23 protein-coding genes and 1 tRNA gene are annotated in these 25,187 nt (G+C 69.8%); 13 read left to right on the forward strand and 11 right to left on the reverse strand.

Features of this window, described 5'->3' with window-relative positions; genetic code table 11:
- Positions 1-32 precede the first annotated feature (32 nt).
- From AB0J97_RS27980 to AB0J97_RS28000, 5 genes are all read left to right on the forward strand, one after another.
- On the forward strand, positions 33-809 hold the full coding sequence (locus AB0J97_RS27980) for an ATP-binding cassette domain-containing protein (protein WP_364093596.1): 777 nt from the start codon (positions 33-35) through the stop codon (positions 807-809).
- The gene (locus AB0J97_RS27985; RefSeq protein WP_364093599.1) at positions 806-1,819 is read left to right on the forward strand and encodes an ABC transporter permease; all 1,014 of its coding nucleotides are present in this window, start codon (positions 806-808) and stop codon (positions 1,817-1,819) included. The genes AB0J97_RS27980 and AB0J97_RS27985 overlap by 4 nt, the downstream gene beginning before the upstream one ends.
- Before the next feature lie 53 nt (positions 1,820-1,872).
- Positions 1,873-2,844, forward strand: a complete 972-nt coding sequence (locus AB0J97_RS27990) for an ABC transporter substrate-binding protein (protein WP_364093602.1) — start codon at positions 1,873-1,875, stop codon at positions 2,842-2,844.
- A gap of 30 nt (positions 2,845-2,874) precedes the next feature.
- Complete coding sequence (locus tag AB0J97_RS27995) at positions 2,875-6,192, forward strand: GH116 family glycosyl-hydrolase (RefSeq protein ID WP_364093605.1); 3,318 nt, start codon at positions 2,875-2,877, stop codon at positions 6,190-6,192.
- Between the two features lie 177 nt (positions 6,193-6,369).
- Complete coding sequence (locus AB0J97_RS28000; protein ID WP_364093608.1) at positions 6,370-7,623, forward strand: hypothetical protein; 1,254 nt, start codon at positions 6,370-6,372, stop codon at positions 7,621-7,623.
- A 222-nt stretch (positions 7,624-7,845) separates the two neighbouring features.
- On the opposite strand, the gene AB0J97_RS28005 is transcribed toward AB0J97_RS28000, so the two are convergent.
- From AB0J97_RS28005 to AB0J97_RS28015, 3 genes are all read right to left on the reverse strand, one after another.
- On the reverse strand, positions 7,846-8,724 hold the full coding sequence (locus tag AB0J97_RS28005; RefSeq protein ID WP_364093610.1) for an alpha/beta hydrolase: 879 nt from the start codon (positions 8,722-8,724) through the stop codon (positions 7,846-7,848).
- Positions 8,725-8,866: 142 nt separating this feature from the next.
- Positions 8,867-9,466: a PadR family transcriptional regulator gene (locus AB0J97_RS28010; protein WP_364093613.1), complete on the reverse strand. Its 600-nt coding sequence runs from the start codon at positions 9,464-9,466 to the stop codon at positions 8,867-8,869.
- 731 nt (positions 9,467-10,197) lie between these two features.
- On the reverse strand, positions 10,198-11,478 hold the full coding sequence (locus tag AB0J97_RS28015) for a serine hydrolase domain-containing protein (RefSeq protein WP_364093618.1): 1,281 nt from the start codon (positions 11,476-11,478) through the stop codon (positions 10,198-10,200).
- 184 nt (positions 11,479-11,662) lie between these two features.
- Here AB0J97_RS28015 and AB0J97_RS28020 point away from each other — a divergent pair, with 184 nt between their 5' ends.
- Complete coding sequence (locus AB0J97_RS28020; RefSeq protein WP_364093621.1) at positions 11,663-12,337, forward strand: helix-turn-helix domain-containing protein; 675 nt, start codon at positions 11,663-11,665, stop codon at positions 12,335-12,337.
- A 651-nt stretch (positions 12,338-12,988) separates the two neighbouring features.
- Here AB0J97_RS28020 and AB0J97_RS28025 read toward each other — a convergent pair.
- Positions 12,989-13,453 carry a GNAT family N-acetyltransferase gene (locus tag AB0J97_RS28025; protein ID WP_364093625.1) on the reverse strand — a complete coding sequence of 155 codons (465 nt, stop codon included), beginning with the start codon at positions 13,451-13,453 and terminating at the stop codon, positions 12,989-12,991.
- A gap of 378 nt (positions 13,454-13,831) precedes the next feature.
- Here AB0J97_RS28025 and AB0J97_RS28030 point away from each other — a divergent pair, with 378 nt between their 5' ends.
- Complete coding sequence (locus AB0J97_RS28030) at positions 13,832-14,425, forward strand: transposase (protein ID WP_364093628.1); 594 nt, start codon at positions 13,832-13,834, stop codon at positions 14,423-14,425.
- On the opposite strand, the gene AB0J97_RS28035 is transcribed toward AB0J97_RS28030, so the two are convergent.
- On the reverse strand, positions 14,385-14,651 hold the full coding sequence (locus AB0J97_RS28035) for a MerR family transcriptional regulator (protein WP_357703728.1): 267 nt from the start codon (positions 14,649-14,651) through the stop codon (positions 14,385-14,387). The two genes, AB0J97_RS28030 and AB0J97_RS28035, sit on opposite strands and share 41 nt — an antisense overlap.
- A gap of 930 nt (positions 14,652-15,581) precedes the next feature.
- Here AB0J97_RS28035 and AB0J97_RS28040 point away from each other — a divergent pair.
- Positions 15,582-16,187, forward strand: coding sequence for a hypothetical protein (locus AB0J97_RS28040; protein WP_364093631.1), 606 nt, complete (start codon positions 15,582-15,584; stop codon positions 16,185-16,187).
- 72 nt (positions 16,188-16,259) lie between these two features.
- Here the strand turns inward: AB0J97_RS28040 and AB0J97_RS28045 are convergent.
- A tRNA-Ile gene (locus AB0J97_RS28045) sits at positions 16,260-16,336 on the reverse strand.
- Between the two features lie 237 nt (positions 16,337-16,573).
- Here AB0J97_RS28045 and AB0J97_RS28050 point away from each other — a divergent pair.
- Positions 16,574-17,101 carry a histidine phosphatase family protein gene (locus tag AB0J97_RS28050; protein ID WP_357700932.1) on the forward strand — a complete coding sequence of 176 codons (528 nt, stop codon included), beginning with the start codon at positions 16,574-16,576 and terminating at the stop codon, positions 17,099-17,101.
- A gap of 290 nt (positions 17,102-17,391) precedes the next feature.
- Here the strand turns inward: AB0J97_RS28050 and AB0J97_RS28055 are convergent, their stop codons facing one another.
- A complete protein-coding gene (locus AB0J97_RS28055; RefSeq protein WP_357700930.1) occupies positions 17,392-18,324 on the reverse strand; it encodes a LysR family transcriptional regulator in 933 nt (310 codons plus the stop codon).
- Between the two features lie 105 nt (positions 18,325-18,429).
- On the opposite strand from AB0J97_RS28055, the gene AB0J97_RS28060 reads away from it, so the two are divergent.
- Both AB0J97_RS28060 and AB0J97_RS28065 read left to right on the forward strand, forming a co-directional pair.
- Positions 18,430-18,645 carry a DUF6158 family protein gene (locus AB0J97_RS28060; RefSeq protein ID WP_260477503.1) on the forward strand — a complete coding sequence of 72 codons (216 nt, stop codon included), beginning with the start codon at positions 18,430-18,432 and terminating at the stop codon, positions 18,643-18,645.
- Complete coding sequence (locus tag AB0J97_RS28065; RefSeq protein WP_364093636.1) at positions 18,645-18,884, forward strand: hypothetical protein; 240 nt, start codon at positions 18,645-18,647, stop codon at positions 18,882-18,884. Before AB0J97_RS28060 ends, AB0J97_RS28065 begins: the two co-directional genes overlap by 1 nt.
- 225 nt (positions 18,885-19,109) lie before the next feature.
- Here AB0J97_RS28065 and AB0J97_RS28070 read toward each other — a convergent pair whose 3' ends face one another.
- Positions 19,110-19,271, reverse strand: a complete 162-nt coding sequence (locus AB0J97_RS28070) for a hypothetical protein (RefSeq protein WP_357700926.1) — start codon at positions 19,269-19,271, stop codon at positions 19,110-19,112.
- Positions 19,268-20,899 carry a sodium:solute symporter family protein gene (locus tag AB0J97_RS28075; RefSeq protein ID WP_364093639.1) on the reverse strand — a complete coding sequence of 544 codons (1,632 nt, stop codon included), beginning with the start codon at positions 20,897-20,899 and terminating at the stop codon, positions 19,268-19,270. Before AB0J97_RS28075 ends, AB0J97_RS28070 begins: the two co-directional genes overlap by 4 nt.
- Before the next feature lie 76 nt (positions 20,900-20,975).
- Here AB0J97_RS28075 and AB0J97_RS28080 point away from each other — a divergent pair, with 76 nt between their 5' ends.
- Positions 20,976-21,755, forward strand: coding sequence for a putative hydro-lyase (locus AB0J97_RS28080; protein WP_357700922.1), 780 nt, complete (start codon positions 20,976-20,978; stop codon positions 21,753-21,755).
- Here the strand turns inward: AB0J97_RS28080 and AB0J97_RS28085 are convergent.
- On the reverse strand, positions 21,664-23,937 hold the full coding sequence (locus tag AB0J97_RS28085) for an excinuclease ABC subunit UvrA (protein WP_364093642.1): 2,274 nt from the start codon (positions 23,935-23,937) through the stop codon (positions 21,664-21,666). The genes AB0J97_RS28080 and AB0J97_RS28085 overlap by 92 nt on opposite strands.
- Before the next feature lie 52 nt (positions 23,938-23,989).
- Here AB0J97_RS28085 and AB0J97_RS28090 point away from each other — a divergent pair, with 52 nt between their 5' ends.
- Entirely contained in the window at positions 23,990-24,610 is a 621-nt protein-coding gene (locus tag AB0J97_RS28090; RefSeq protein ID WP_364093645.1) for a TetR/AcrR family transcriptional regulator, read from the forward strand.
- On the opposite strand, the gene AB0J97_RS28095 is transcribed toward AB0J97_RS28090, so the two are convergent.
- The gene (locus tag AB0J97_RS28095) at positions 24,552-25,148 is read right to left on the reverse strand and encodes an AAA family ATPase (protein WP_364093648.1); all 597 of its coding nucleotides are present in this window, start codon (positions 25,146-25,148) and stop codon (positions 24,552-24,554) included. The genes AB0J97_RS28090 and AB0J97_RS28095 overlap by 59 nt on opposite strands.
- Between the last annotated feature and the right edge of the window lie 39 nt (positions 25,149-25,187).

Raw genomic sequence — 25,187 nt, forward strand, 5'->3', positions numbered from 1 at the left:
CGTCATGCCTGCCCTGTCCCTCGGAGGCCGTGATGGCTGAACCGCTGCTGGAGGCCCGCGGCATCCGCAAGCGGTTCGACCACGTCGACGCGCTGAGAGGAGCCGACTTCACCGCCTACGCGGGCGAGATCGTCTCGCTCATCGGCGACAACGGCGCCGGCAAGAGCACGCTGGTGAAGGTGCTGTCAGGCGCGGTACGGCCGGACAGCGGCCGGATCCTCCTGGACGGAGAGCCCGTCGCCTTCTCCTCGCCGACCGACGCCCAGACGGCCGGGATCGAGACCGTGTACCAGGATCTCGCCCTGGCGCCCGCGCTCGGCCCGGCGGCCAACCTCTTCATGGGCCGTGAGGTGACCCGCCGCGGCCCGCTGGGCAGGCTCGGCTTCCTCGACAAGGCGAGCATGCGCGACAGCACGATCAAGGAGCTGGCCTCCCTCGGCGTGCGCCTGGCCGATGTGGACGGCCCGATCTCGACCCTGTCCGGCGGGCAGCGGCAGAGCGTGGCGATCGTCCGGGCGGTCACCTGGGCCAAACGGGTGATCTTCATGGACGAGCCCACGGCCGCGCTCGGCGTCGTCCAGACCAGGCGCGTGCTGGACCTGATCCGCCAGGTGCGCGACCGCGGCATCGCGGTGGTCCTGATCAGTCACAGCATGCCGCAGGTCCTTGAGGTGTCCGACCGGATCGAGGTGCTCAGGCTCGGCGCCAGGGTCGCCCGGTTCACCACGGGTGAGGCCAAGGCCGAGGACCTCGTCGCCGCCATGACCGGCCTGCTCACTCACGGCGTGACTCTGGAGGAGACGGCATGACGTCGGTATCGATCGAGGAGGCCCCCAGGCCGTCGGCGGGGCTGCGCCGCAGGCTCACCGCGTCCCCGCTCACCTACCTGTCCGCCTCGCTGGCGGCGATGATCGCGGTCTTCTCGGTCGCGGCGCCCGAGGCGTTCCTGTCCGCCTACAACATCCAGACGATGCTGACGGTCACCTCCGTGTTGCTGGTGTTGTCGGTCGGCATGACGTTCGTGATCGCCACCGCGGGCATCGACCTGTCGGTGGGCTCGGTGCTGGTCTTCTCGGCGGTGATGTCGCTGCGGACGATGACCGCGCTGGGCGGCTCCGGATTCGGCGTCGTGCTGGCCGGGTTCGCCGTCGCCGTGGTGTCCGGCGTCGTCTGGGGCACGCTGAACGGCCTGCTCGTCGCCAAGGCGAAGGTGCCCGCGCTGATCTCGACGCTCGGCACGATGGGCGCGGCCCTGGGCATCGCGCAGCTCGTCACCGGCGGCAACGACCTGTCCGGCGTGCCCAAGGCGCTGTACGAGACGGTCGGCCTCGGCAAGCTCTTCGGCGTCGTGCCCTGGCTGGTCGTGATCGCGCTCGTGGTGACCGTCGCCGGGGCGGTGGTGCTGAACCAGACCAGGTTCGGCCGGTACACGCTGTTCGTCGGCTCGGGCGCCGAGGCGGCCCGCCGGTCGGGCATCAACGTCGACCTGCACCTGATCAAGGTGTACGGCCTGGCCGGGCTGCTCGCCGGGGTGGCCGGCTTCCTCGACCTCGCGCTGTTCGCCAGCGCCAACATCGCCGGCCACTCCACCGACAACCTCCAGGCCGTGGCCGCCGTGGTGCTCGGCGGGACCAGCCTGTTCGGGGGCGTGGCCACCATCCCCGGAACCGTGATCGGCGTCTTCATCCCCGCGGTGCTGCAGAACGGCTTCGTCATCCTCAAGGTGCAGACCTTCTGGCAGGAGGTCGCGATCGGCGTGGTCCTCGTCCTCGCCGTCTACATCGACCAGCTCAAGCGCAAGTCGCGCGAGAAGTCGTAACCCCCTCGTCCCGGACGAGAGACACCCCCCTTTCGAGAAGAGGTCATGTCAGCATGCGCACAAGCGTCCTGTCACTGTCGGCCGCGGTCCTCGCCCTGGTCGCCGGCTGCTCCGACACCGGCGGACCGGCGGCCGGCGGCGCCGAGCCGTACAAGATCACATATGTCCAGGGGATGGCGGGGAACCCGTTCTTCACCTCGCTGACCTGCGGCGCGCAGGAGCGCGCCAAAGAGCTCGGCGTGCAGTTCGACGCGCAGGGCGGCAAGGACTACAGCCCGCAGAGCCAGACCCCGATCCTCAACGGCGTCATCGCGCAGAAGCCCGACGCGATCGTCATCTCGCCGATGGCGGGGGAGGCCATGGTCCCGGCGCTGAGCAAGGCCAAGGCGGCCGGCATCAAGCTGGTCTTCGCCGACTCGGTCGCCGACGACGCGACCCTCGCGGTCTCGCAGATCGCCTCCGACAACTACGCGGGCGGCGTGCTGGCCGCGCAGACTCTCGCCAAGCAGGTCGGCGAGAAGGGCAAGGTCATGGTGATGGGCGCCAAGCCCGGCATCTCCACGACCGACGCCCGGCAGAAGGGCTTCGAGGACGAGATCGGCAAGCACGCGGGGATCACCTACCTGGGCCCGCAGTACAGCGAGAGCCAGCCGGCGACGGCCACGTCCAAGTTCGCCGCCGTGTTCGCCGCCAACTCCGACCTGGCCGGGGTGTTCGCGGTCAGCACGCAGGAGGTCGAAGGGGTCGCCACCGGCGTGCAGAACGCGTCCAAGTCGGGGGCGGTGCACATCGTCGGCTTCGACACCTCCGACCCCATCCTGGACGACGTCAGGAACGGCGTGGTCGAGTCGCTGATCGTCCAGCAGCCGCTGCAGATGGGCGTGGACGCCGTCACCCAGGCCGTCGCCGCGCTGAAGGGCGAGACGACCACCCCCAAGATCTCCACGCCGTTCGTCGTGCTGACCAAGGACAACATGACCCAGCCCGACGTCGCGAAGTTCATCTACAAGACCACCTGCGACTGATCGACGGGCGACCCCCTCAGGAGAACACCCATGCGCTCACCATCCGGACGACTCATCACGTTGGCCGTCGGCGGCCTGCTGGCCCTGCCCGCCGTCGTCGTCGAGATCCCCGCCCAGGCCGCCGACGCCTTCACCGAGAACTTCGAGAGCGGCACGCTGCCCGCGGGCTGGCGGATCGTCTCGGGCTCCTTCGGTCAGCTCGTCACCGGCCGGGCCGTCAACCACAACGACAGCAGGCCGTACAACAGGGAGGGCGCCTACCACCTGTCCACCCTGGAGAGCCCCACCCAGACGCCGGACGACGGCTACCGCGGCGTGGTCGTCTCCGGGGCGTTCACCATCGCCCAGCCGGTCGTCTCCATGCTGGTCGGCGGCGGCAGCGGCGCGAACACCTACGTCGCGGTCTGCGCCTACGACGAGACCAGGCCCGACGGCTGCGGACAGGAGCTCGCCGCCGCCCGGGGCAACAGCGCCGAAGTCATGGCCCGGCGCCTGCTCGACGTGTCCGCGCACATCGGCCGACGCGCGATCATCAAGGTGGTGGACGACTCCACCGGCGGCTGGGGCCACATCACGGTCGACGACATCCGCAACGACCTGCCCGCCACCCCCGGCGAGGTACGGGTGGCCCGCACGGCCGGCCGGACGACGCTGACCTGGGACCCCGCCATCGGCGGAGCCGTCTACGCGGTCTACCGCTCCACCGAGCGCGACTCCGGTTTCACCAGGCTCGGCGAAGTCTCGGGGACGAGCTTCACCGACGGGACGACCGGCCCGGACACGGCCTACTACTACGCCGTGTCCTCGCTCTCGTCGGGCGCCGAGTCCGGCAAGGTGTACGCCTACGCCCGGCCGTACGCCGACCTGCGGGCGCGAGGGGAGACGGTCACCTACGCGGGACGGAACCTCACCGACACCCGCTTCCCCGTGGGCCCGCTCGGCTCGGCCGGCATCGTGCACGACGGCACAGGCGCCCGGCCGACCTGGTGGATCTTCAACAACCTCGGCCGCGGCGGCTGGCATCTTGAGTCCGACACCTACCAGAAGGGCAAGCTGCCCAACAGCTTCTTCGCGGTACGCGCCAAGGCCGCGGGCGGACGGCCGGTGGTGCGGGCGCTGCAGACGACCGGGGTGGGCGCGTTCGAGCCGATGAAGTCGCTCACCCAGCAGGGCGAGTATCCGATCCTGAACTATCAGTACAAGGACGAGTCGCTGCCGGTCGAGGTCTCCACCGAGGTCCTCAACCCGATGATCCCGGGCGACGTCAAGGACTCGGCCATCCCCACGGCGATCTACAACATCACCGTCAAGAACTCGGGCACTCGGCCCGCCGAGGTGTCGGTGCTGGCCGCGCAGCAGAACGCGGTCGGTTTCAACGGCTACGACACGATCGGCGGCGCGAACCACCGGGTCGTGGCGGGCTACGGGGACAACCGCACCGTGGTCGACGGCAGGAACCTGCGCATGACCGGCAAGCAGGGCGCGGGCGGCATGAACCTCGCCGCGCTGACCGGCGGCGTCACCGGCACCGCCGCCTGGACCACGCTCGACGCCCTGCACGACGACCTCACCGACGACGGCACGCTCACCGGCCCCGCCGACGCCGGCAGCCCGGCGGCGAACACCACCGTGGACGGCGCGCTGGCGGCCACGGTGACGCTCCAGCCCGGTGCGTCCAAGACCATCCCCGTCGTGCTGAGCTGGCACTTCCCCGACGCCCAGAACTTCAACGGCGGCCCGGGCCGGCAGTACGAGAACTGGTGGACCGGCGCCGACGCCGTCGCCGGTTACGTGAAGGACAATCTCGACCGGCTGGTCGGCCGGACGAGGCTCTACCACGACACCGTCTACGACTCGAACCTGCCGCAGTACCTGCTCGACCGGGTCACCTCGGCCACCGCGCTGCTGCACACCCCGACCGTGTGGTGGGCCAAGAACGGCTTCTTCGGCGCCCGTGAAGGCTGGGGCTGCTGTCCGGGCATGCCCACCCACGTCTTCCACTACGCCCAGAGCCAGGCGTGGCTGTGGCCCGAGGTCGGGCAGCGCTGGACCCAGCAGTGGCTGGACAACATGGACGCGGCGGGCAAGATCCCCATGCGGTTCGACAGTGACGCCACCTTCACCCTCGACGGGCAGACCGGCGTGATCCTCTCGGCGTACCGGACCTACCAGACCACGGACCGGGCCTGGCTGACGGCGAACTGGCCGAAGATCAAGTCGGCGATGGAGTACGTGGTCGCCCAGGCCGACCCCGACCGGGACGGCGTGCTGACCGGCATCCACAACACCACGCTCGACGGCGGCGAGACCGGCGACGGATCCTGGCTCGGCTCGCTCTACCTGGCCGCCGTCAACGCCTCGGCCAAGATGGCCGAACTCGCCGGCGACGGCACGGCCAGGGCCGGCTACGACGCGATCTACGCCTCCGGCCGGACGAAGCAGAGCGAGCGGTTCTTCAACGGCGAGTACTTCCACGAGGTCTACTCGACCCAGGGACACTCCTACGGCGACGGCGTCGAGATCGACATGCTGCTCGGCCAGTGGTGGTCCACCCAGCTCGGCCTCGGCGACATCTACCCGTCCGCGGACATCACCACGGCCGCCAGGAACCTGTTCCGCTACAACTTCAAGGAGCACTTCCTCGGTTACGACGACAGCCACCAGTTCCGGCAGTACGTGGAGGAGACCGACGCCGGCCTGCAGATGATGACCTGGCCGAAGAACCCCAAGCCGGGCAACAGCCCGCTCTACTTCGACGAGGTCATGTCCGGATTCGAGTACTCGGCGGCGGCGCTGATGCTCCAGCGCGGCCTGCTCGACGAGGGCCTGCGCGTGGTCAAGGCGGTCTCCGACCGTTACGACGGCCGGGCCAGGACCGAGCACATCAGCGCGGACCCGTGCTCGACGGGTGACGGCACCGGCAGCCCGTTCGGTGACGACGAATGCGGCAAATGGTATGGCAGGACCCTCTCGTCCTGGTCGTTGCTGACCGCGATGCAGGGTTTCACCTTCGACGGGCCCGCCCAGAAGGTGACCTTCGCCCCGACCTGGAAGCCGGAGGACCACCGCTCCTTCTTCAGCACCGGGGCCGCCTGGGGCACGTTCGCCCAGAAGCGGGCCGGTGTCACCCAAAACGACGTCCTCACCCTGAAGTACGGCACCGCGACGGTGCGGACGGTCGACCTGGAGCTGGCGGCGGCCGGGACGCCCAAGCACGTCAAGGCGTACCTCGACGGCAGGCCCGTGACCGCCACCGCCACCGCCGAGGGGCAGCGCCTGACCGTGAACCTCTCCCAGCCCGCCACCCTCAAGGCCGGTTCGACCCTGCGGGTCCACGTCGTGCGATGAGCGCCGGTGAGGCCCTGTGCGCGCACAGGGCCTCACACCATGGCAAATGCCGGGAGAGCGGCCCGGATCGGCGGTGAGGATGCTCCTGCCGGGGCGGGCATGTTGACGCCCTTGGTCCGGCATGTTGTGATCCACATATGCGAATTTCGTACTTATTTAGTAGGAAATGAGGCGCTTGTGGGGTTCCTCCAGCGTGCCGCCGCGGTTGTCATGCTCCTGGTGAGCGCGGCGGGCATCCAGGCCGTGCAGAGTGGACCGGCGCAGGCGGCCCTGCCCACCACCGCCGTAGCGCTCGGCGACAGCTTCATCAGCGGGGAGGGCGCGGGGGACTACCAGCCCGTCGTCGACGCCTCCGGTACGGCGCAGGCCTTCCCCGGCTGGTCGGCGGCCAACAGCAACGCCTACTTCTGTCACCGGTCGGCGAACGCCTCGGTGTTCAAGGCGTCGCTCCCGGGCATCCAGCAACGGTTCAACCTCGCGTGCTCCGGCGCCCAGCCCGCCGACATCGCCAACCCCGCCAGCGCCCGGGACGAGGGCCGCACCGTCGCCTCGCAACTCGATCAGCTGCGCACCCTCGCGCAGACGCACGACATCGACGTCGTCCTCGTCGGACTCGGCTCCAACAACACCCAGTTCACCTTCGGCGACGTGGCCACGCTGTGCGCCAACCGCTTCATCGCCGACGCCTGGACGGGTTGGTGGGAGTTCTGGGCCTATCTGAAGGGCGAGGTGCCGCAGAAACCCTGCACCGCCTCGGACCTGGCCACCGACACCGAGGTCGCCGCCGCCACCACCGAGACGGCCGCGGCCCTGCGCCAGATCCTCGACACCCTCGACCAGATCGACGCCGACGGCACCCACCAGGTGATTCTGCAGACCTACACCAACCCGCTGCCGCCCGACGTCGCCCCGCAGTACTACGACGAGGACGGCCGCACCGACACCCGCGACAAGTTCCGCGCCCTCGGCGCCGAGCGCTACGCCGCCGGGTGCCCGATCCACCGTGCGAGCCTCGCCCCTGGACACGTGTTCTCCCAGAACCTCGGCTCCCTGGTCAAGAACGCGTACGCCACGCTGGCGGCCGAACGCCCGGCGGCCGACCTGCGCGTGCTGGACGTCCAGAAGGCCTTCGACGGGGCCAGGCTCTGCGAGAACCCCGACAGCCCGGCGGGCGCGCTGGCGACGCCGGTCCGGGTGCAGGACGGGCCGTCCGGCACGTTCATCACGAGCCTGTCCGGCTGGGACAAGATCGGCATCCAGCGGGCGGCGAACACCTGCGTCACCTACTTCCAGACCTGCCAGGAGTCGTGGCACCCCAACGCCGCGGGCCACACGGTCCTCGGCCAGTGCCTGACCGGCGCCCTGGCCGCGGCGCCCCGCACGATCGTCACCTGCGCCCGCAACACGAACGGCACCCTCACCATCTCCTGACCTCTCCCAGCTTCCCGTCCGGCTCCTTGGAGCCGGACGGGTCGCCCGGGATCCGGCCGGCGGCTCTGCGTCGCGCATCGCACTGCTCCAGGGTCGGCCGTCGGACACCCACGCGGCTCAGGCACGCCTGGCCATGCCCTTTCCTCAACGTCGAGGGGGGTCGGACCGGACCCGCGAGTGGCTGGTCCGGACGGTCTCAGGCGGTGGGGTGCGGGCAGTGGTTCATGAACCGTCGCGTCCGGGGCCGAAGAAGTGGCGGATCACCGCGGCCACGCGCTCGGGGCGACCGCGCTGGGCGGCGTTCGCGGTGGCGCTGTGGTCGAGCCCTTCCAGGAGCGTGCGCCGGGCGTGCGGCAGGACCCGTTCCAGCCGCTCCAGGGCGGCACGCAGGTAGGCGGGACTCTTGCTGCCGCCGAGCAGCAGCACCTCGGGCCGTACCGTCCCGTACTCGGTCAGGTCGCCCGACGCGTCCGCGGCCAGCCGGATGTCCTGGCGCAGTGTCGGAGCGAGCTGTTCGAACGTCGGTGGCCCGCCGGGCACGGCGTCCTTGCCCTCGCTCCTCAGCATCAGGCCGGTCAGCAGTTCGAGCACCCGGCGCGGCAGGACCTGGAAGATCGGCGGCCCGAGCCGGGCGGCCTTCATGCCGGTGACGAGCGCCGCCGCGGTCCGGCCTTCGGCGATCTCCCGGTCGAGGCGGGGCAGGCAGGCGGCCGGGGCCGACCCGTCGGTCAAGAGCGGCGGCTCGAAGACGACGGCGCTGTCCAGATCGGGGCGGACGAGCAGGGTGCGCAGCGTGATGATCGCGCCTGAGCTCACGCCCGCGACGCGGCGTGCGCCGGTGGCGTCGATCAGCGCCTCCAGGTCCTCCACCTCCCGGTGCAGGCCGTAGCCGGGGCCGACGGGACCGCTGCGGCCGCGGCCGCGACGGTCGGGCAGGTAGCAGGTGAAGTCCTGCGACAGGGCCTCGGCCAGTTCGAGCTGGCTGTCTCCCGTCTGCATGGCGCCGTGCAGGATCACCAGGCCGGGGCCATGCCCGATCTCGCGGTAGCCGATCGTGGTGCCGTCGGCCGACGTCACCGAGCCGATGGTGGTCGTGGTCATGATGGCTTCCCTTCGTTGCGGTACGGGAAGGGAGCCCGGCTATCGTTGTTCGTGGTATCTCGTGGCCGGGGCTCCGCTTCGCGGTTTCTTCGGTTCCCGAGGTCTCCCGGCGGTGGTGTTGCAGCACCGCCGCCGGGATCTTTCACTCTTCGGTCGTGTGGAAGGCGCGCCAGGCGTCCAGGTCGGGGAACGTGCCCTCGGACAGTTCCGTCAGCAGCGAGCGCACCCAGGCGGCCTGTGCCTCCAGCATCGCCAGCGCGTACTCCGACTCGATGAGGAAGAGCCTGGGCACTTCGCCCCGCTCCTCCGCCAGGGTCCGGCGGGTGTCCTCGATGCGTTCCGCAAGCAGCCGCGACCGCCGCCGTAGCAGCGTTGCGACCTCGTCGGGACGGAGCCCGCCCATCACCGACAGCCCGGCCTCGAACGACGACGGCTCCCGTCGGGGGGTGGACAGCAGTTCGCGGGTCCAGTCCTCGGCCTCGCGGCGTCCGGCTTCGGTGACGCGGTAGACGGTCCGTTCGGGGCGGGCGCCCTGCCGGCCGCTCTCCACCGCTTCCAGCAGTCCGTGTTTGGCGAGGTTCCGTACGACGGTGTAGAGCGAGCCCCACTTGATGGGCATGTCCTGGTCCTTGCCCCGGGCCCGCAGTACGGAGGCCATCTCGTAGGGATGCATGGGCCGCTGGACGGCGATGGTGAGCACGGCCAGCGCCAGCAGATTCCTCACCGGTCGCCGCTCGGCCATCCTCATCACCTCCTCACTCGCACACGATTACTCGTAGACGAATATACGTATGCGAGCATCGAGCCGCAAGAGGCATCCGCAAGGCGCGGCCGTAGCCGTGCGTTCATCGAAGGTCGGTGAGCGGCCGGTAGCGGCGGGGGACCGGGGGGGCGGGTCGCCCTGAAGCGCCACAGGCGGTTCTGCGCCTGCCGACAATCGCGTCCGGCCAGGTCATGGCCTTGCGAAGCCCGGACTGGCAGAGGCGGTCTCCACCCCTCCAGGCAGGAAACTCCGAGCGGCATGATGATCGTTCGTGCTTCTTCGCCCGGCGTGTTTCACCGTCACGAACGCGTTCGCCGCACTGCGGCTACTGCCGATATGTGATCGTTGGCCGCGCTCCTGACCTCACCGCCCCGAGCGGTCCTGCGTCGGCTGCGGCTTGTCGTCCGCCCGGACACCATCCTGCGCCGGCACGCGAGATCGTGAAGCAGCAGCATGCCCGCACCTTGCCCGCCAGCTCGGCCTCGGCCGAACCTCCAGCGGATCAGCGCCATCTGACGTGACTGTAGGGAGATCGATGTCGCGCTGTGCAACCGAACGGAATCCGGCGTGAGCCGCGTTCGGCGACAGGGAGACGCTCGGCTCGTTGACCAGCGGGAACGCCGCGAACGCCGGATTCCGTTACCAATCTCTCTGCCTCCCGAAACGGGTCCCGCCTTCGAGGTGTACGGGTCCAGGGTGCTCGGCCCCGTCTACGGAGCCGGTGTGGCCTCGTCGGCCAACCCGGCCTGCCCGCCGCAGAACACTTGCCTGAGAAGGTTCGGCAGCGCCTTCGAGAACGCCTGTGCCAGGTCGGGTGCGACGTCCCCGAAGGTGATCGAAGCGGTCAAGGTCTTCTTTCCATCGGGCGTGCTGAGCATCGCCGTCGAGTAGCCCCCCGTGGCGCTGCCGTTGTGGTTGAGGACGATGCCGCAGCCCGGACCCAGGTCCTGCACGTACATCCCGAGGCCGTAACTGCCGAAGATGCCGGCGCTCTTCGGGTGCGGCTCGCGCATCTCGGCCAGCAGCCGGGCCGGCAGGAGCTTGCCGCCGTTCAGCGCGGAGAAGAACGTGTGGAGATCCTTGGTGGTCGAGATCATGTCACCGTTGCCGGCCTGCAGGGAGGGGTTCTGGCGGGTGACGTCGACCACCTTCCACTGGCCGCCCTCGTCCTGGTAGCGGTAGTAGCCGTGGGCGTGCGGGGCGGGGAGATCCGTGGTGCCCGGCACCACGGTGCCTCGCAGCTTGAGCGGCCGCAGGATCCGTCGCTTCATCTCCTCGGCGATCGAGTGGCCGGTGACCTTCTCGATCAGCAGCTGGGCCAGTGTGTAGTTGGTGTTGGAGTAGCTCCAGCCCTTTCCCGGGTCGAACCGCGCCGGCCTGGACATCGCGAAGCGCACCAGCTCCTCCGGCTGGTAGGTCTTGAACCGCTTGTCCACCCACTCCTTGCCCGCCGCGGGGATCCCCGGCTCGACCGAACCGTCAGGGCGGAACTCGCCGGTGTAGGCGTACAACCCGCTGGTGTGCCGCAGCAGCATCCGCACCGTGATCCGCCGGTCCAGCTCGAACTCGGGCAGGTAGTCCGCCACCGGCGCATCCAGTCCGATCTTGCCGTCGGCCACCAGTTGCAGTACCACGGTCGCGATGAAGGGCTTGGTGGCGCTGCCGATCCGGAAGTGCCCGTTCGTCGGCGGCTTGGCGCTCGCGCCCAGTTTGCGCTGCCCGGCGCTGCCGACCCACTCGCCCCGCTCATCGTTCACGCGCGCCTGCATCCCGAGGAAGCCGGCATCGACGAACGCCTGGATGGCCTTCTGCAGTTCCGGGCGGTCTTGTCCGGCAGCGGCCTTCGGCACGGCCTTGCTGTCCGCGGCGGCCACGGCCGGGGCGGCCGCCCCGGCCAGCAGCGCGGCCGCCAGCGCCGTGACCGCCACTCGCGGGGAGACCCGCGGCCTCCGCACCCTGGTGCTCTTGACGGTATGGAGAGATTGATCCATGACCACTCCTCGCTACGCGATAGTACGTGTCTTGCGCAGCTTGAAAGCTACGTTGCATTCAGAGATGGGTCAATCCGAGGAACAACGTTTTCCCAGGTAAATGGCCACAAATTAGACGCAATGACCCTGCGCTCGAAAGCAACACCATGTTGCAATGAATGGCGGCTAAGGCAACACTGGCGGCATGCCAGGACGACGATTGACCCAGCAGGACCGCCAGCGCATCGCGGCCGGACTCGCTGACGGACTCTCCTACCGCGAGATCGCCAGGCGGCTCGACCGGCCGACCTCGACGATCACCCGGGAGCTCGCACGCAACGGCGGCCCCGCCGGCTATCGGCCCCAGCAGGCACACCAAGCGACGATCCAGCGGGCCCGGCGCGGCACACCGGCCCCTCCGCTCGAGGCCACACCGCCGGTCGCCACGATGGAACAGGAGATCATCGAAATGGTGGTCAGAGCGGGGATGCCGAGGACGGCCGCGCGCGTGCACCACGACCTGATGCTGGCCGAGGACGGCAGGCGCACCGCCGCCGAACTGGCCCACCGGCTGAAGGTCAGCCCGGCCTCCGTCTCCGTGGCCGTGAACTTCCTGGCCCAGCAGGGATTCGTCCGTCGCGAGCGCGATCCGCGGCGGCGTCGCGACATCTACGTGATCGACGACGAGGCCTGGTACCACGCGATCATGATCAGCGAGCGGCGGACGCTCGAGACAGTGCGGGCCGCGACGGCGGCGGCGGAGACGTACGGGCTCGACAGCCCCGTGGGGCGACGGCTGGCCAAGACGGCGGCGTACCTGGAGCACGTCAGCCTGGACATCATGGAGTCAGCCGGCCGCTGGCGCCACCTCCTGACGTGACGGGTCTCAGCCGAACCACCTGGCGAGAGCAAGATCAAAGTTCGGCGACACCCTCTTGGATCAAGGCGCCGGACACGGCCATGGAAGGTCGTCGTCTGCGTCCAGAATCCACCGCGCCCGGATCCGTCAGGCGGCGTCCAGCGCGGGCCCGTACTACCGCCTGGCCGGACGTCGTCGGTGGTATCGAGTGCGACAGAGATCGCGTGTCTGACCGGCTGGGCGAAGCACAAGCACGTCGAGGATGTGGCGGTGGAGGGGGCCCGGTACTGACGCCACTCGGTCCTCAGGGGCGCCACCATCGAAAGACGGCTCACCGCACCCCTGCCCATAGGCACAGCCCGCCTCCGCAAGGCGATCACGGTCGGATCAGGTCGGCGACCTCCCCGGGCAGGCCGGGTGAAGTCAGGACATGCTCCATCCTGGCACGACGTGCAGTACCGCTCCTGGAATCGCGGCAGCCAGGGTCTCGCCGTGGCCGAGCGGATAGACCGGATCCTGGTCGCCGTACAAGGTTGGCGCGTTGATCAATGACAGTGGGCAAGCAGGTCAGGGGGCGTACCGCCACGTCCCATCTCTCATCCGGGGCCGTCAGGACGCCCCGCTCCAAGGTGTGCGCCCGCCAACGCCCAGGACATCCGTGCACTGTCGGAATTACTCCGCACTTTCGGTGCTCGGAAGCGTACGGAGGTAGAAGACCTCAGGATCACCTTCATCGAGGCCGTGCACCATCCCTACCGGCCGCCAGCCGACCCGCTGGAGCAGCCTCTGCATGGGATGGTTGGACAGGTTCGTTGAGGTGAACAGCTTCGCGGTCCGGCATGAAGCTGCTGCGGCGCGCAGTAGCCTCTCGCCGGCGCCATGCCCCCGGGCGGGCTCAGCCACCATAAGCATCGTCACGAAACCCTGCTCGAAGAAGGTGTACTCGACGACGCAGTAGCCGACCAGGCCGGCCGGAGTGCCGGCCACAAGGACGGACCCGTCGCGACACCAACGTTCGATGCTGCCGCGCCGCTCGCCTCCATCGGATCTCGCGACCGAATCAAGGATGACGAGGGCCTCGGCATCGACCGCTCCGCCGGCTCGAACAGACAGCGCACGGAAGTTGTCGGTGTTCATAGGAGCGATCTTCCTCTACTGACAAGATCCCTCCTGGTGCAGGGATGCATACGGCGCCGCCACCGTGGCGATGGTCTACAGCGCCGGCCCCGCCAACGGGTGTACTGGGGCGTACTGTCGGTGTTCGCGCTGCGAGGCCTTCACCGCCGGCCCACCGTGCACATCCAAGACATCCCCGGCCCCCACCACAGCGTGATCGCTGATCCGACGGCCAGGACGGCATGTTCCATGCCCTCGCCAGCAGCGCAAACCGGGCCCCGTCGCCGCATGTCCGGGCTGGACACCCTCGCAACCGCACTCCATGTGAGGGTCGACGATCTGCTGAAGAGTGCGCCGGAACTGGCCCCATGGCGGCCCCGAGTGGGCAACGTGCCGAGGTTGAGTGACGCCGAGCTGGTGACATTGGCGGTGCTGTCGGCCTTGCTGGGCTACCACTGTGAGCGCCGCCGGCTGCGGTACGCGCACGCCGAACTGCGTGGCATGTTCCCCTGCCTGCCTCAGCAGTCGGGTTACGGCAAGCGGCTGCGCACGTCGATCCCCCTGGTGGCGGCGGTGATCCGGTTCCTGGCCTGCGACACCTCGCTGTGGAGTGATGAGGTGGGGGTGGCCGACTCCACTCCGGTGGAGTGCGGCCGCTCGGCGGAGACCGCGCGGCGCAGCGTCCTGGCCGGGTGGGCCGAGTACGGCTACTGTGCCTCCCATTCCCGCTACTTCTGGGGGCTTCGCCTGCACCTGGTGTGCACCCTGGGCGGGTTGCCGGTGCTGTTCGCGCTGAGCGGTGCCAAGGCTGATGAGCGCGAGGTGCTGTTGGGCATGCAGGCCACCGCTCCCCGGGTACTGGCCGAGCATCGGCATCCGACGCTCGTCGCCGACCGGCAGTTGGCCTGGTCAGCGCAGTCGGAGACCAGGCCGCAGGGGGCGGCGTCGGCCGCTAGGTTCCGGCGGCGCGCTCGCGTTCGTATTCGGCGTTGATCCGCAGCGCCTCGGCGAGCTGGTCTTCCAGGATGATGATCCGGCAGGCTGCTTCCACGGGAGTGCCCTGATCGACGAGTTCTCGGGCACGCGTGGCCAGGCGCAGTTGGTAACGGGAGTAGCGGCGGTGGCCGCCGCCGGAGCGTTTCGGCTCGATCAGGTGGGCGGCGCCCAGGGCCCGCAGGAACGTGGGGGTGACGCCGAGCATTTCGGCGGCAGCGCCCATGCTGTAGGCGGGGTAATCCTCATCGTCGAAGCGGTCTTCGGCCGTGCGTTCGGCCGTTGTTTTCGTAATCCTGCCGCGAGCCAGTGTGTCACCCTCGGCAGCCGAGCGACGTTGATCCATATATTCCCTTCTCGTCACGCGTACAGGGGCCCCGGCGCCTGTTGCGCCGGGGCCCCGAAAGAGTTCAACACCATCTACCGGCCATCCGGCCGGCTTACTGTTGTGCGCATCCGCCGCAGACAGCGGCGGTGATGCGCGGATCGCGGATGCGTGACCGTAGACCACCTTCCAATCCCGTGGAACTGCGGTACCCGAGCGGCGGAACTTCGGCCGGCAACGGGCGATCCCGATGGCGTCAACACTCCCTTCTTCTTCTCTTCCGGATCACTTGCCAACTTCACCTTCGGCAGCGCGTCCACGATCAGGGCCCCTATCCACTGCGCTGGCCCGTCACGTCCGACCTTCTGCCGTCAACCTCTGACTTCGTCTTGCTGCGGGCAGTTCGTCGTGATGCCAAGGAACTACTTCGCTGCCCGGTGGATCCGTTTCTTGCGATGTCAGAAACCATAATGCCCGCACTCGCGAATGTCTACCACCACCACTACAGATTTTCGTCTCCGGGCGTGACAGCCTTCCGACCGGGCGGCTGCCGGGCCGGCGGCGAGCGTGGCTGGGATGGGTCTCCAGCTGGGCGGCATTGGACGCGTCGTCCTCGCCGGCCATACACGACAGGCGGCCAGGGCCGGACAAGAAGCGGCCGCTCCGCGAGGCGCATCCGACGGTGTTCGACGACGGCACGGCGGCTTACGCGCGCAGGCGTCGGCTGATGTGGCGTTCGTCGATCCGGGCAAGGGGTGGAGCGCTTCGCCGTACAGGGTGTAGGTCTTGGGAAGGATGAGGCACTCGACGGCGGCGTCGTGGTCTTCGAGGGTGACGATCGCCCAGGGGCTGCCCTGCTTGGTGATCTTGCGCTGCAGACCGGAGACGATGCCGCTGACGCGGACGGTCGCGTCCTGCCGCCCCGGAGGACTGCAGCTCGGCGATGGTGGTGTCGCGGTTGGCGTCCAGGACGTGTTCGGCTCCGTCGAGCGGATGGCTGCTGACGTACAGGCCGAGCATTTCGCGTTCGAGGGCGAGCATGGTGGCGTGGTCCCATTCGCCCTGCGGGATCGCGGTCGAGAACGCGCTGCTCCGGCCGCGCTCGCCGAACAGCGAGTCCTGGCCGTGGGCCTCGTTGCGCCTGAGGTCGACGACCGCGTCGACGGCCTGCTCATGCACCGCCACGAGGGCCTGGCGGTGATGGCCCAGGCTGTCGAAGGCGCCGGAGCGGATCCGGGCGACGTTGCGGGCGGCGCTGAACCGCGCGCGGTACGTGAGGACCTGATCGCCGTCGATCCGGCGCAGGGCGTCCGGTTGCCCGCGCCGGTGCGGACGCATCCGGTGGTGTGGACGGCTCGTTGGAGACGGCCTGGCGGCGCGGGGAAGTGGCCGGACTACGTTGGCCGGAAGATCGGCAAGCCTAGGGAGGCGACGTGACTCACATGTGGCTCACCGTGACTCACGATCGGCTGACGCGACTACGGATCCGCGTGAAGCCGCAGGTGGGCGTGGTAGGGCGGGTGGGACTTGAACCCACGACCCACGGATTATGAGTCCGATGCTCTGACCGGCTGAGCTACCGCCCCTGGATTCAGTTGTGGCGTGCGGTGTGCGGCGGGTGGATCTTGGTGAGGCTCGCGCATGTCAAGGCTAGAGCATCGGATCCGGGTGTCGCACGGCCGGACGGGGACGGTGTCCCGCGGACATCATTCCATGCCCGGCAAGGTTGGTGGAGTCGTGTCGATCATATTCGGGTCTCGGTTACGGGTCGTGTTTGCTGTGGGCGGAATGAGGGGGCTTGAGGGCGGAGGTACGGTGCCGTCATGGCGGTCAAAGTGGTGTACGAGACCCATTCCATCACTGTGGACAACGAGATCGGGGTTGCCACCGGGTGGCTTCCCGGGGAGTTGTCCGAGCGGGGGCGGGAGCTGGCCGCCGAGCTCGGGATGCGGAGGCGGGGAGTGGACGTCGTCTACTGCTCCGATCTGCGCAGGGCGGTCGAGACGGTGGAGGTGGCGTTCGGGGGCGGGAAGGAGGTCCGGCTCGACGCGCGGCTCCGGGAGTGCGACTACGGCAGTTACAACGGGCGGCCCGTGAGCGAGGTCGCGGCCCTGCGCAGGGGGCACATCGACACGCCTTGGCCTGGTGGGCAAAGTTATCGGCAGGTCGTGGCGGAGACGGCCGCATTCCTGGGGGAGCTGCGGGAGGAGTGGCAGGGGGCCACGGTGCTGGTGGTGTCCCATTCGGCCAATCGGTGGGCGTTGCAGAACCTGCTGGAGGGGACTCCGCTGGAGGATCTGGTGGATGCGCCGTTCGCGTGGCAGGAGGGGTGGGAGTACCAGGTGGAGTAGTGCCTCGCCTGGAGGTGGGTCCCCGGGGGCCGGGGTGCGGGGTGCGGGGGCCCGATCGGAGGTGGGCTCGTCGATGAGGTGGACGTGGGTGTCGGCGGGGTCGCCAGGGCGCCGGGGCTCTTCTGGGCGTACGTCGGCGGCGTTCGGTGGACATGGCTGATGCGCCGATCGCGTTCGCGATCAGCGCCGGCGGGTCGAGCTGGTTGTCTCCTTGCCGCCGGGGGTGTCGCCACGCCACGTTAACGGCGGGCCCGGGAGACGAGGAGTACTACTTCCCTCCTATCAGGGTGTTATGGAGCGGTGCCGTACGCCGGGTTGCGTACGAGCCAATCGGAGTAGACCGGACTGCGACGTACGGCCTCGGTGTGCGCCTGTTTGGCCTGGGCGACGACCCAGGTGGCGTCGGGGGCGGTGGGGTGGCGGCCGAGGAGCTGCCGCCAGCGCAGCGGCGCGCCGGAGAGCGGGACCATGGCCAGCCCGGGCAGGGCCTGGTGGGTCGCCTGGCAGAGCACCACGGCGCGGCCCACCTGGGCGAGGTGGGTGCAGGTCGGCACGTCCGTCTCGTAGATCGTCTCGGGGGTGAATCCGGCCCGTGCGCACGCCATGGCGAAGCAGTCGGCGAAGCAGCCGTCGCCGGGCGTGACCGCCCATTGTTCGCCGGCCAGGTCGGCCAGCTCCACCTCCTTCTCCTTGGCGAGCGGATGGTCCTCGCCGACGAGGCAGAAGACCGGGTCGAGGCTGATCGTCTCCCACAGGAGCGTTCCCGTGGGGGTGCCGGAGTCGCCGCAGGCGCCGGTCAGCACGTAGTCGAGGCGGCCGAGCTCGACCATGTTGATCAGCTCGTGCGTTGACCAGGACGTGAACGTGGTGACCGTGCGCTCCGCGGCCAGCCGGTCGACCAGGCCGCCGAGTATCGGGCCGTTGGTGGCGCCGATGCGGAAGCCGGGGGAGGGGGTGTGGGCGAATCGTACGGCTTCGTCCTGCAGTTCCTTTGCCGCGGGGAGCAGCACGCGCGCCCGGGCGAGAACCAGCTCGCCGAGTCGCGTGGGCCGGGCCCCGTGACGGTCACGTTCGAACAGGGCGCCGCCGAGCACCCTCTCGATACGTTTGAGCTGGGCGGTGAGGGCCGGCTGCGCCAGCCCGAGCAGGGACGCGGCCTTGCTCACACTTCCCGCGTCCGCTACCGCGCGGACGATCCTGAGGTGCCTGAGCTCGAGGTCCATAACGGGAAGGTAAGGCGACGAATCGCTCCCAAACAATGGCTATATGTCAGGAATTGTGACAGATATTGTCGGGGGTGTCTGGGGTAGAGGGAACCCATGACGACGATGGGAATAGATCCGGCCCAGCTCAGCGACGAGGATGTGGTACGCGAGCTGCGGCAACTCCATGCCACTCGTAGTGACACATTCTTCCATGGATCAGACGATGCTCTGGCACGTCACACTTCCCGTACCAATGAGCTAGAGGCAGAATACCTTCGCAGGTTCCCCGACCGCGAGGTCGATCCGGCCCGGCTGCGGGAGGGGGCGAGGCAACGTTGATGTCCGAGGGGCATGACGTGCAGGAACTGTCGGACGTCGACATCCACGTCTACGAGGCGGTGGCCTCGCAGGCGATCGAGTCCGACGGCGTGGCCGGCCTGGAGGCGGTGATCCGGGCGACCGGCCTGGAGGGGGACGAGGTGCGCGAAAGCCTGGCCACCCTCGCGGGCCAGGGGTACGTCGTCCCGCGTGGCGACGGGTACGGCCTCGGTCCCCACACTTTCGAGGTCGAGTACTGACGCTGAGGTCGGACGCCGAGGTTCCGAGGCGGGGGCGCGTACCGGATCCGGGTTCGGAGGGCGAGGGCCGAGCACAAGAACGGGCGCGGGCGGCTCCGGCGCCGGTGCCACAGCGGCGCCGGCGCCGAGCCCCCGGAACAAAACCGGACCATCGGCCCCCGACGGCCCCCGCACGGGCCCGGAGTGGGCTCAGAGGGGCCTCGGGCAGGGGAGGGGTTGGGAGGGTCAGATCGGGCGGATGCGGGCCCAGGCGACGAAGGCGGCGCCGAAGACGGCCATCGGAAGCCCCGTCCACAAATTGACCACGTCCCCGAGCACCCCCGCCACGATCAGGATCACCCCGTACAGCAGGAACAGCCCGCCGATCACCATCCGGATGTCACTCACAGGATCACTCCGTACAAGAGGGCGGCCAGAATGACGGCGCCGGTGCCGAGCAGCACCGGCGAGCGGTACCAGCGCCGGTCGCCGGCGAGGGCGTCGTCCTCCAGGTCCACGGCGCTCAGGCCGTACACCAGGCCGCGCAGTTCCGCCTCCGGCTTGGGCGTGGTGACCAGCGTGACGATCACCGACACCAGCACGTCCACCACGAAGGCCACGCCCGCGCCCCAGAAGCTGGCGTTCAGCTCGGTGCCGAAGTTCACCACCCCGGCCTTGTACGCGAAGTACGATGCGAAGGCGCTCGCCGTCCCCGCCAGCAGCCCCCAGAACCCGGCCCACGGCGTCATCCGCCGCCAGAACAGCCCGACGACGAACGTCGCGAACAGCGGCGCGTTGAAGAAGCTGAACAACGCCTGCAGGTAGTTCATGATGTTGGAGTAGCCGGCCGCGATGAACGCCGTGCCCACGCCGAGCGCCACCCCGGCGACGGTCGCCACGCGTCCCACCTTCAGGTAGTGGACGTCCGGGCGGTCGGGCCGTACGTGCGCCTGCCAGATGTCGTTGGTGAACACCGTGTTGAACCCGCTGATGTTGGCCGCCATCCCCGCCATGAACGAGGCCAGCAGCCCGGTCACCGCGACGCCGAGCACGCCGTTCGGCAGCAGGTCGCGCATGAGCAGCGGGATCGCGTCGTTGTAGTCCTGGCCCTTGCCCAGGTCGCCGAAGTGCACCAGCGCGATCATCCCCGGCAGCACCGTGACCAGCGGGATGAACAGCTTGGGGAAGGCCGCGATGATCGGCGTCATCCGGGCCGCGTTGGTGTTCCTGGCCGACAGGGCGCGCTGCACCTCGGCGAAGTTCGTCGTCCAGTAGCCGAAGGAGAGCACGAAGCCCAGGCCGAAGACGATCCCGATCCAGTGGGCCTGCATCGGGTTGGAACCCGCGGTCCCGGCCCAGGTGTGCAGGCCGCCCTCGCCGAGCGCGCTCCGGCGCACCTTGTCGAACAGGCCGGACACGCCGCCGACCTTGATCAGGCCGAGCACGGTCAGCGGGATCAGCCCGGCGAGGATCACGAAGAACTGCAGCACCTCGTTGTAGATCGCCGAGGACAGGCCGCCGAGCGTGATGTAGGAGAGCACGATCAGCGCCGAGACGACCACCGACACCGGTAGCGGCCAGCCGAGCAGGGCCTCCATGACCAGGGCGAGCGCGTACAGGTTCACGCCGGCGATGAGGATCTGCGCGACCGCGAACATGAGGGCGTTCAGCAGCTGGGTGGCGCCGTTGAAGCGCCTGCGCAGGAACTCCGGGACGCTGCGCACCTTCGAGCGGTAGTAGAAGGGCATCATCACGATGCCGAGGAACACCATCGCGGGGACGGCGCCGATCCAGTAGTAGTGCACGGTCATCGCGCCGTACTGGGCACCGTTGGCCGCCATGCCGAGGATCTCGATCGCGCCCAGGTTGGCCGACACGAACGCCAGCCCGGTGATCCAGGCGGGCAGCCCCCGGCCCGCGAGGAAGAAGTCGAGGCTGGAGCTGATCCGGCGGCGGGCGGCGAACCCGATCGCGAGCACGGTGGCGAAGTAGACCGCGATGAGGAGGTAGTCGAGGAGGTTGACGTCTAATCGCACAACCGGCCCGCTACCCGGAAAACACCGCGATAGCCGCGTTGTGGACCGCGTGCACCGGCCGCCATAGTGTCGAAGGGTGGACGTCGCCACCTTGAGCCCCGCGCAGGCGCGGGCGCGCTTCCGCGCCGGTGAACGGGTGCCCACGGCGGGCTGGTGCCGCGGCTGGACGCAGGCCAACCTGATCGCCGTGCCCGCCCGGCTGCGGTACGAGCTGCTGCTGTTCGCCCACCGCAACCCCAAGGCCTGCCCCGTCCTGGACGTGGGCGAGCCGGGCGCCTGGTCGACCACCCTGTTCCGCGGCGACCTGCGGACCGACCTGCCCGGCTACCGCCTCTACCTGGGCGGCGAGCCGGTGGCCGACCTGGACGAGGTGACCGGCCGGTGGCGGGCCGACCTCGTGCCGTTCCTCATCGGCTGCAGCTTCACCTTCGAGGGGGCGCTGCTGGCCGCCGGGGTCCCGGTACGGCACCTGGAACAGGGCCGGAACGTGCCGATGTACCGCACGAACGTGCCGTGCGAGTCCACCGCCACGCTGTCGGGCCCGCTCGTCGTCTCGATGCGGCCGGTCCCGGAGGAGCTGGTGGAGACCGCTGTCGAGGTGACCGGCAGGTATCCGCGGGTGCACGGCTCGCCGGTGCACGTCGGCGACCCGGCCGCGATCGGCGTCCTCGACCTGGACCGGCCCGACTTCGGGGACCCGGTGGAGGTGCGGCCCGGCGAGGTGCCGCTGTTCTGGGCCTGCGGGGTGACGCCGCAGGCGGCGGTCATGGCGAGCGGCGTGGAGTACGCGATCGGCCACCTGCCGGGCCATATGGCCGTGCTGGACGCCCGGGATGACGACTATCGAGTGACTTGATCAGATATTTCGCGGTATAGGTGGATGCTTCGGTCAGTTCGGCCGGAGTGCCCTCGAAGATCACCTCGCCGCCGTGCCGGCCCGCCTCGGGGCCGAGGTCGATGACCCAGTCGGCGTGCTTGACCACGTCGAGGTCGTGCTCGACGACGACGACCGTGTCGCCCTCGTCCACCAGCCGGTCGAGCAGGGCCAGCAGCGTGTCGACGTCGGCCATGTGCAGCCCGGTCGTCGGCTCGTCGAAGACGTACACCTGGCCGCGCTCGCGCATCCGGTGCGCCAGCTTCAGCCGCTGCCGCTCCCCGCCGGACAGCGTGCTGAGCGGCTGCCCGAGCGTCAGGTAGCCGAGCCCCAGCGCGCCGAGCCCGCCGATGCCGGGCAGGTCGAACAGCCCCGTGGCCTCCTCGGCCGTCATCGCCAGCACCTCCGCGATCGTGCGGCCCGCCACCGTGTACGACAGCGCCTCCTCGCTGTACCGGCTGCCGCCGCAGGCGTCGCACACGCGGGTCACCGGGTCCATGAACGCCAGGTCCGTCCGGATCTCGCCGCGGCCCTTGCACACCGGGCACGCGCCGGCCGAGTTGAAGCTGAACAGCCCCGGCCGCACCCCGTTGGCGTCGGCGAACAGCTTGCGCAACGGGTCCATGGCCTCCAGGTACGTCGCCGGCGTCGAGCGCGGAGACCCGCCGATGGCCGACTGGTCGATGAGCACCACGTGCGGATGGCGGGCGACCAGCTCCCGGCGCATCAGCGTGCTCTTGCCCGACCCCGCCACGCCGGTGACCGCGGTGAGCACGCCGAGCGGCACGCGTACGGTGACGTCCTTGAGGTTGTGGGCGTTCGCGCCCTCGACGGTCAGCCAGCCGGACGGCGCGCGGACGGCGTCCTTGAGCCCCGTGACGCGCCGCATCATGCGGCCGGTCAGCGTGTCACCGGACGCCAGCCCGGCCACCGTGCCCTCGAACACGACCCGGCCGCCCCGCGTGCCCGCGCCCGGCCCCATGTCCACCACGTGGTCGGCCAGCTCGATCAGGTCGCGGTCGTGCTCGACGACCAGCACCGTGTTGCCCTTGTCGCGCAGCTCCACCAGCAGGTCGCCGAGCAGGTGGACGTCACGCGGGTGCAGCCCCACACTGGGCTCGTCGAAGATGTACGTCATGCCGGTGAGGCTGCTGCCCAGGTTCCGCACGGTCTTGAGCCGCTGCGCCTCGCCGCCCGACAACGTCGGCGTCTCCCGGTCGAGGCTGAGGTAGCCGAGCCCGATGGCGTCGATCCTGCGCAACGACTCCACCGCCGCCTCCGCCACCGGGTCGTCCAGGCCCTCCAGCAGGCCGATGAGGTCGGTGACCTCCATCGCGCAGTGGTCGGCGATGGACAGCCCGCCGATGAGCGAGGCCAACGCGGCCGCGTTGAGCCGCCGGCCGCCGCACTCCGGGCACGTGCCCTGGCGCACGTACGGCGCCGCGGCCTTGTCGAGCCGGTCGAGGTCGCGCTTGAGGTGGACGCGCTCGAACCGGGTGACCAGGCCCTCGTAGGTGTTGGTGTACTCGCCCCGGTTGACCTTGAAGCCGCCGCCGTACAGCAGCAGGTCGCGCTCCTCGGGCGTGAAGGCGCGCACAGGCTTGTCGGGGTCGAACAGCCCGGACCTGGCGTAGAGCTGCCACACGTACGACCCGGGCGGGGCCATCCGGATCGCGCCCTCGTTCAGCGTCAGCTCCTCGTCGAGCAGCCTGCCGAGGTCGGCCTCCACCTTCTTCCCCAGGCCGTCGCAGACCGGGCACATGCCCTGCGGGTCGTTGAACGAGTACGCCGTCGCGGGCCCGGCCGACGGCTCGCCGCGCCGCGAGAACAGCACCCGCAGGATCGCGTGCACCTCGGTCATCGTGCCCACGGTCGAGCGCGCGCCGCCGCCGACCGGCCGCTGGTCCACGATCACGGCCGCGGTAAGGCCGGACATGCGCTCGGCGCGCGGGCGCTCGTGCTTGGGCAGCCGGTTCCTGACGAACGCGCTGAAGGTCTCGTTGAGCTGCCGCTGCGACTCCGTGGCGACGGTGCCGAACACGATCGAGGACTTGCCCGACCCCGACACACCGGTGAACACGGTCAGCCGCTCCTTGGGCAGCCGCAGCGTGACGTCCTTCAGGTTGTTCTGCCGCAGGCCGATCAGCTCGATGTCGCGCGACACGTGCCACACCTCCCATAGCTTTGGCTACTACCTATAGCTTAAGCTAATACACATGGCGAACATTCCCGACCGGCGAGCGCGACGGCGAGCCGAGACACAGGCCGAGATCCTCGCCATCGCGCTCGACGTGATGGCGGAGGAGGGCGTCGCCGGGCTGAGCCTGGCGACCGTGGCCAGGCGGCTCGGCATCCAGCCGCCCTCGCTGTACAAGTACTTCCCGTCCCGGCACGCGGTCTACGACGCCCTGTTCAGGCGCGGGCAGGAGGGCTACCTGGAGGCCGTGCGGCGGGGGGCCGAGCCGCACGAGCCGGGGCTGGCGGCCATGGGCCCGTCCCTGGAGGCCGGGGCGCGGTGGATCATGGAGAACCAGGTGCTGGCCCAGCTGATGTTCTGGCGGCCGGTGCCGGGGTTCGCGCCCTCGCCCGAGGCGTACGCGCCCGCGCTGGCCGTCCACGAGCACTTCGCCGTCCTGATCAGGGCCGCCGTCGAGCGCGGTGAGCTGCGTCCCGACGCCGCGGGCGAGGACGGGCTCGCCCTGGCCGCGAGCCTGATCGCCGGGCTCGTCTCCCAGCAGCTCAGCAACGAGCCCGGCGCCTCCTACGAGGAGGGGCGGTTCACCCGGCTCGTCCCCCGGCTGCCGGCGGTGTTCGCGGCGGTATACCCGCCGCCGTGAGCTGGTCGCCGACCGATGGCGCGCCCGGCCGGTTGTCGATCTCCAGGTGCGGCACGACGGGCGGCTCGTCCACGCGGATGTTCCGCAGGTAGTCGGCGAAGGCAGCCAGTTTGCCGGCGTCCCTGCCCAGGCCGCGCGCCTCCAGCCGGGCACGCAGCGTCGGCCCGTCCGAACGCACCCACAGCAGGCGTACGGGCGGCCCGCCCAGCTCCCCGGCCCACCGCGTCCAGCGCGCCGTGTCGTGCACCTGCGCGGTGAACGGGCCGTCGAGCAGCACCGGGCAGCCGTGGCCGCGGATCTGCGCGGCGAGCCTGGTCAGGCCCTCGTACTCATGGCGTTTGACGTGCCGGTCGTACCAGGGGCCCTCGCGCTCGCCCTGGTCGCGGCCGTGCGCCCGCAGGACCTCCGCGACGAGCCCGCCGTAGACGGTGTCCTTGTCGAGCAGCGCGGGCACGGGCGACAGGCGGGCCAGCAGCTCGGCCGCCACCGTGGACTTGCCCGCCCCCGGCGGCCCGCTGATCACCCACACGGTCGTCATGCGATCAACCTACGCGGATCTGCGTACACGGGTGCCTCG

Origin of the sequence: Nonomuraea sp. NPDC049607 (assembly GCF_040675375.1) — a bacterium.
Classification (GTDB): domain Bacteria; phylum Actinomycetota; class Actinomycetes; order Streptosporangiales; family Streptosporangiaceae; genus Nonomuraea.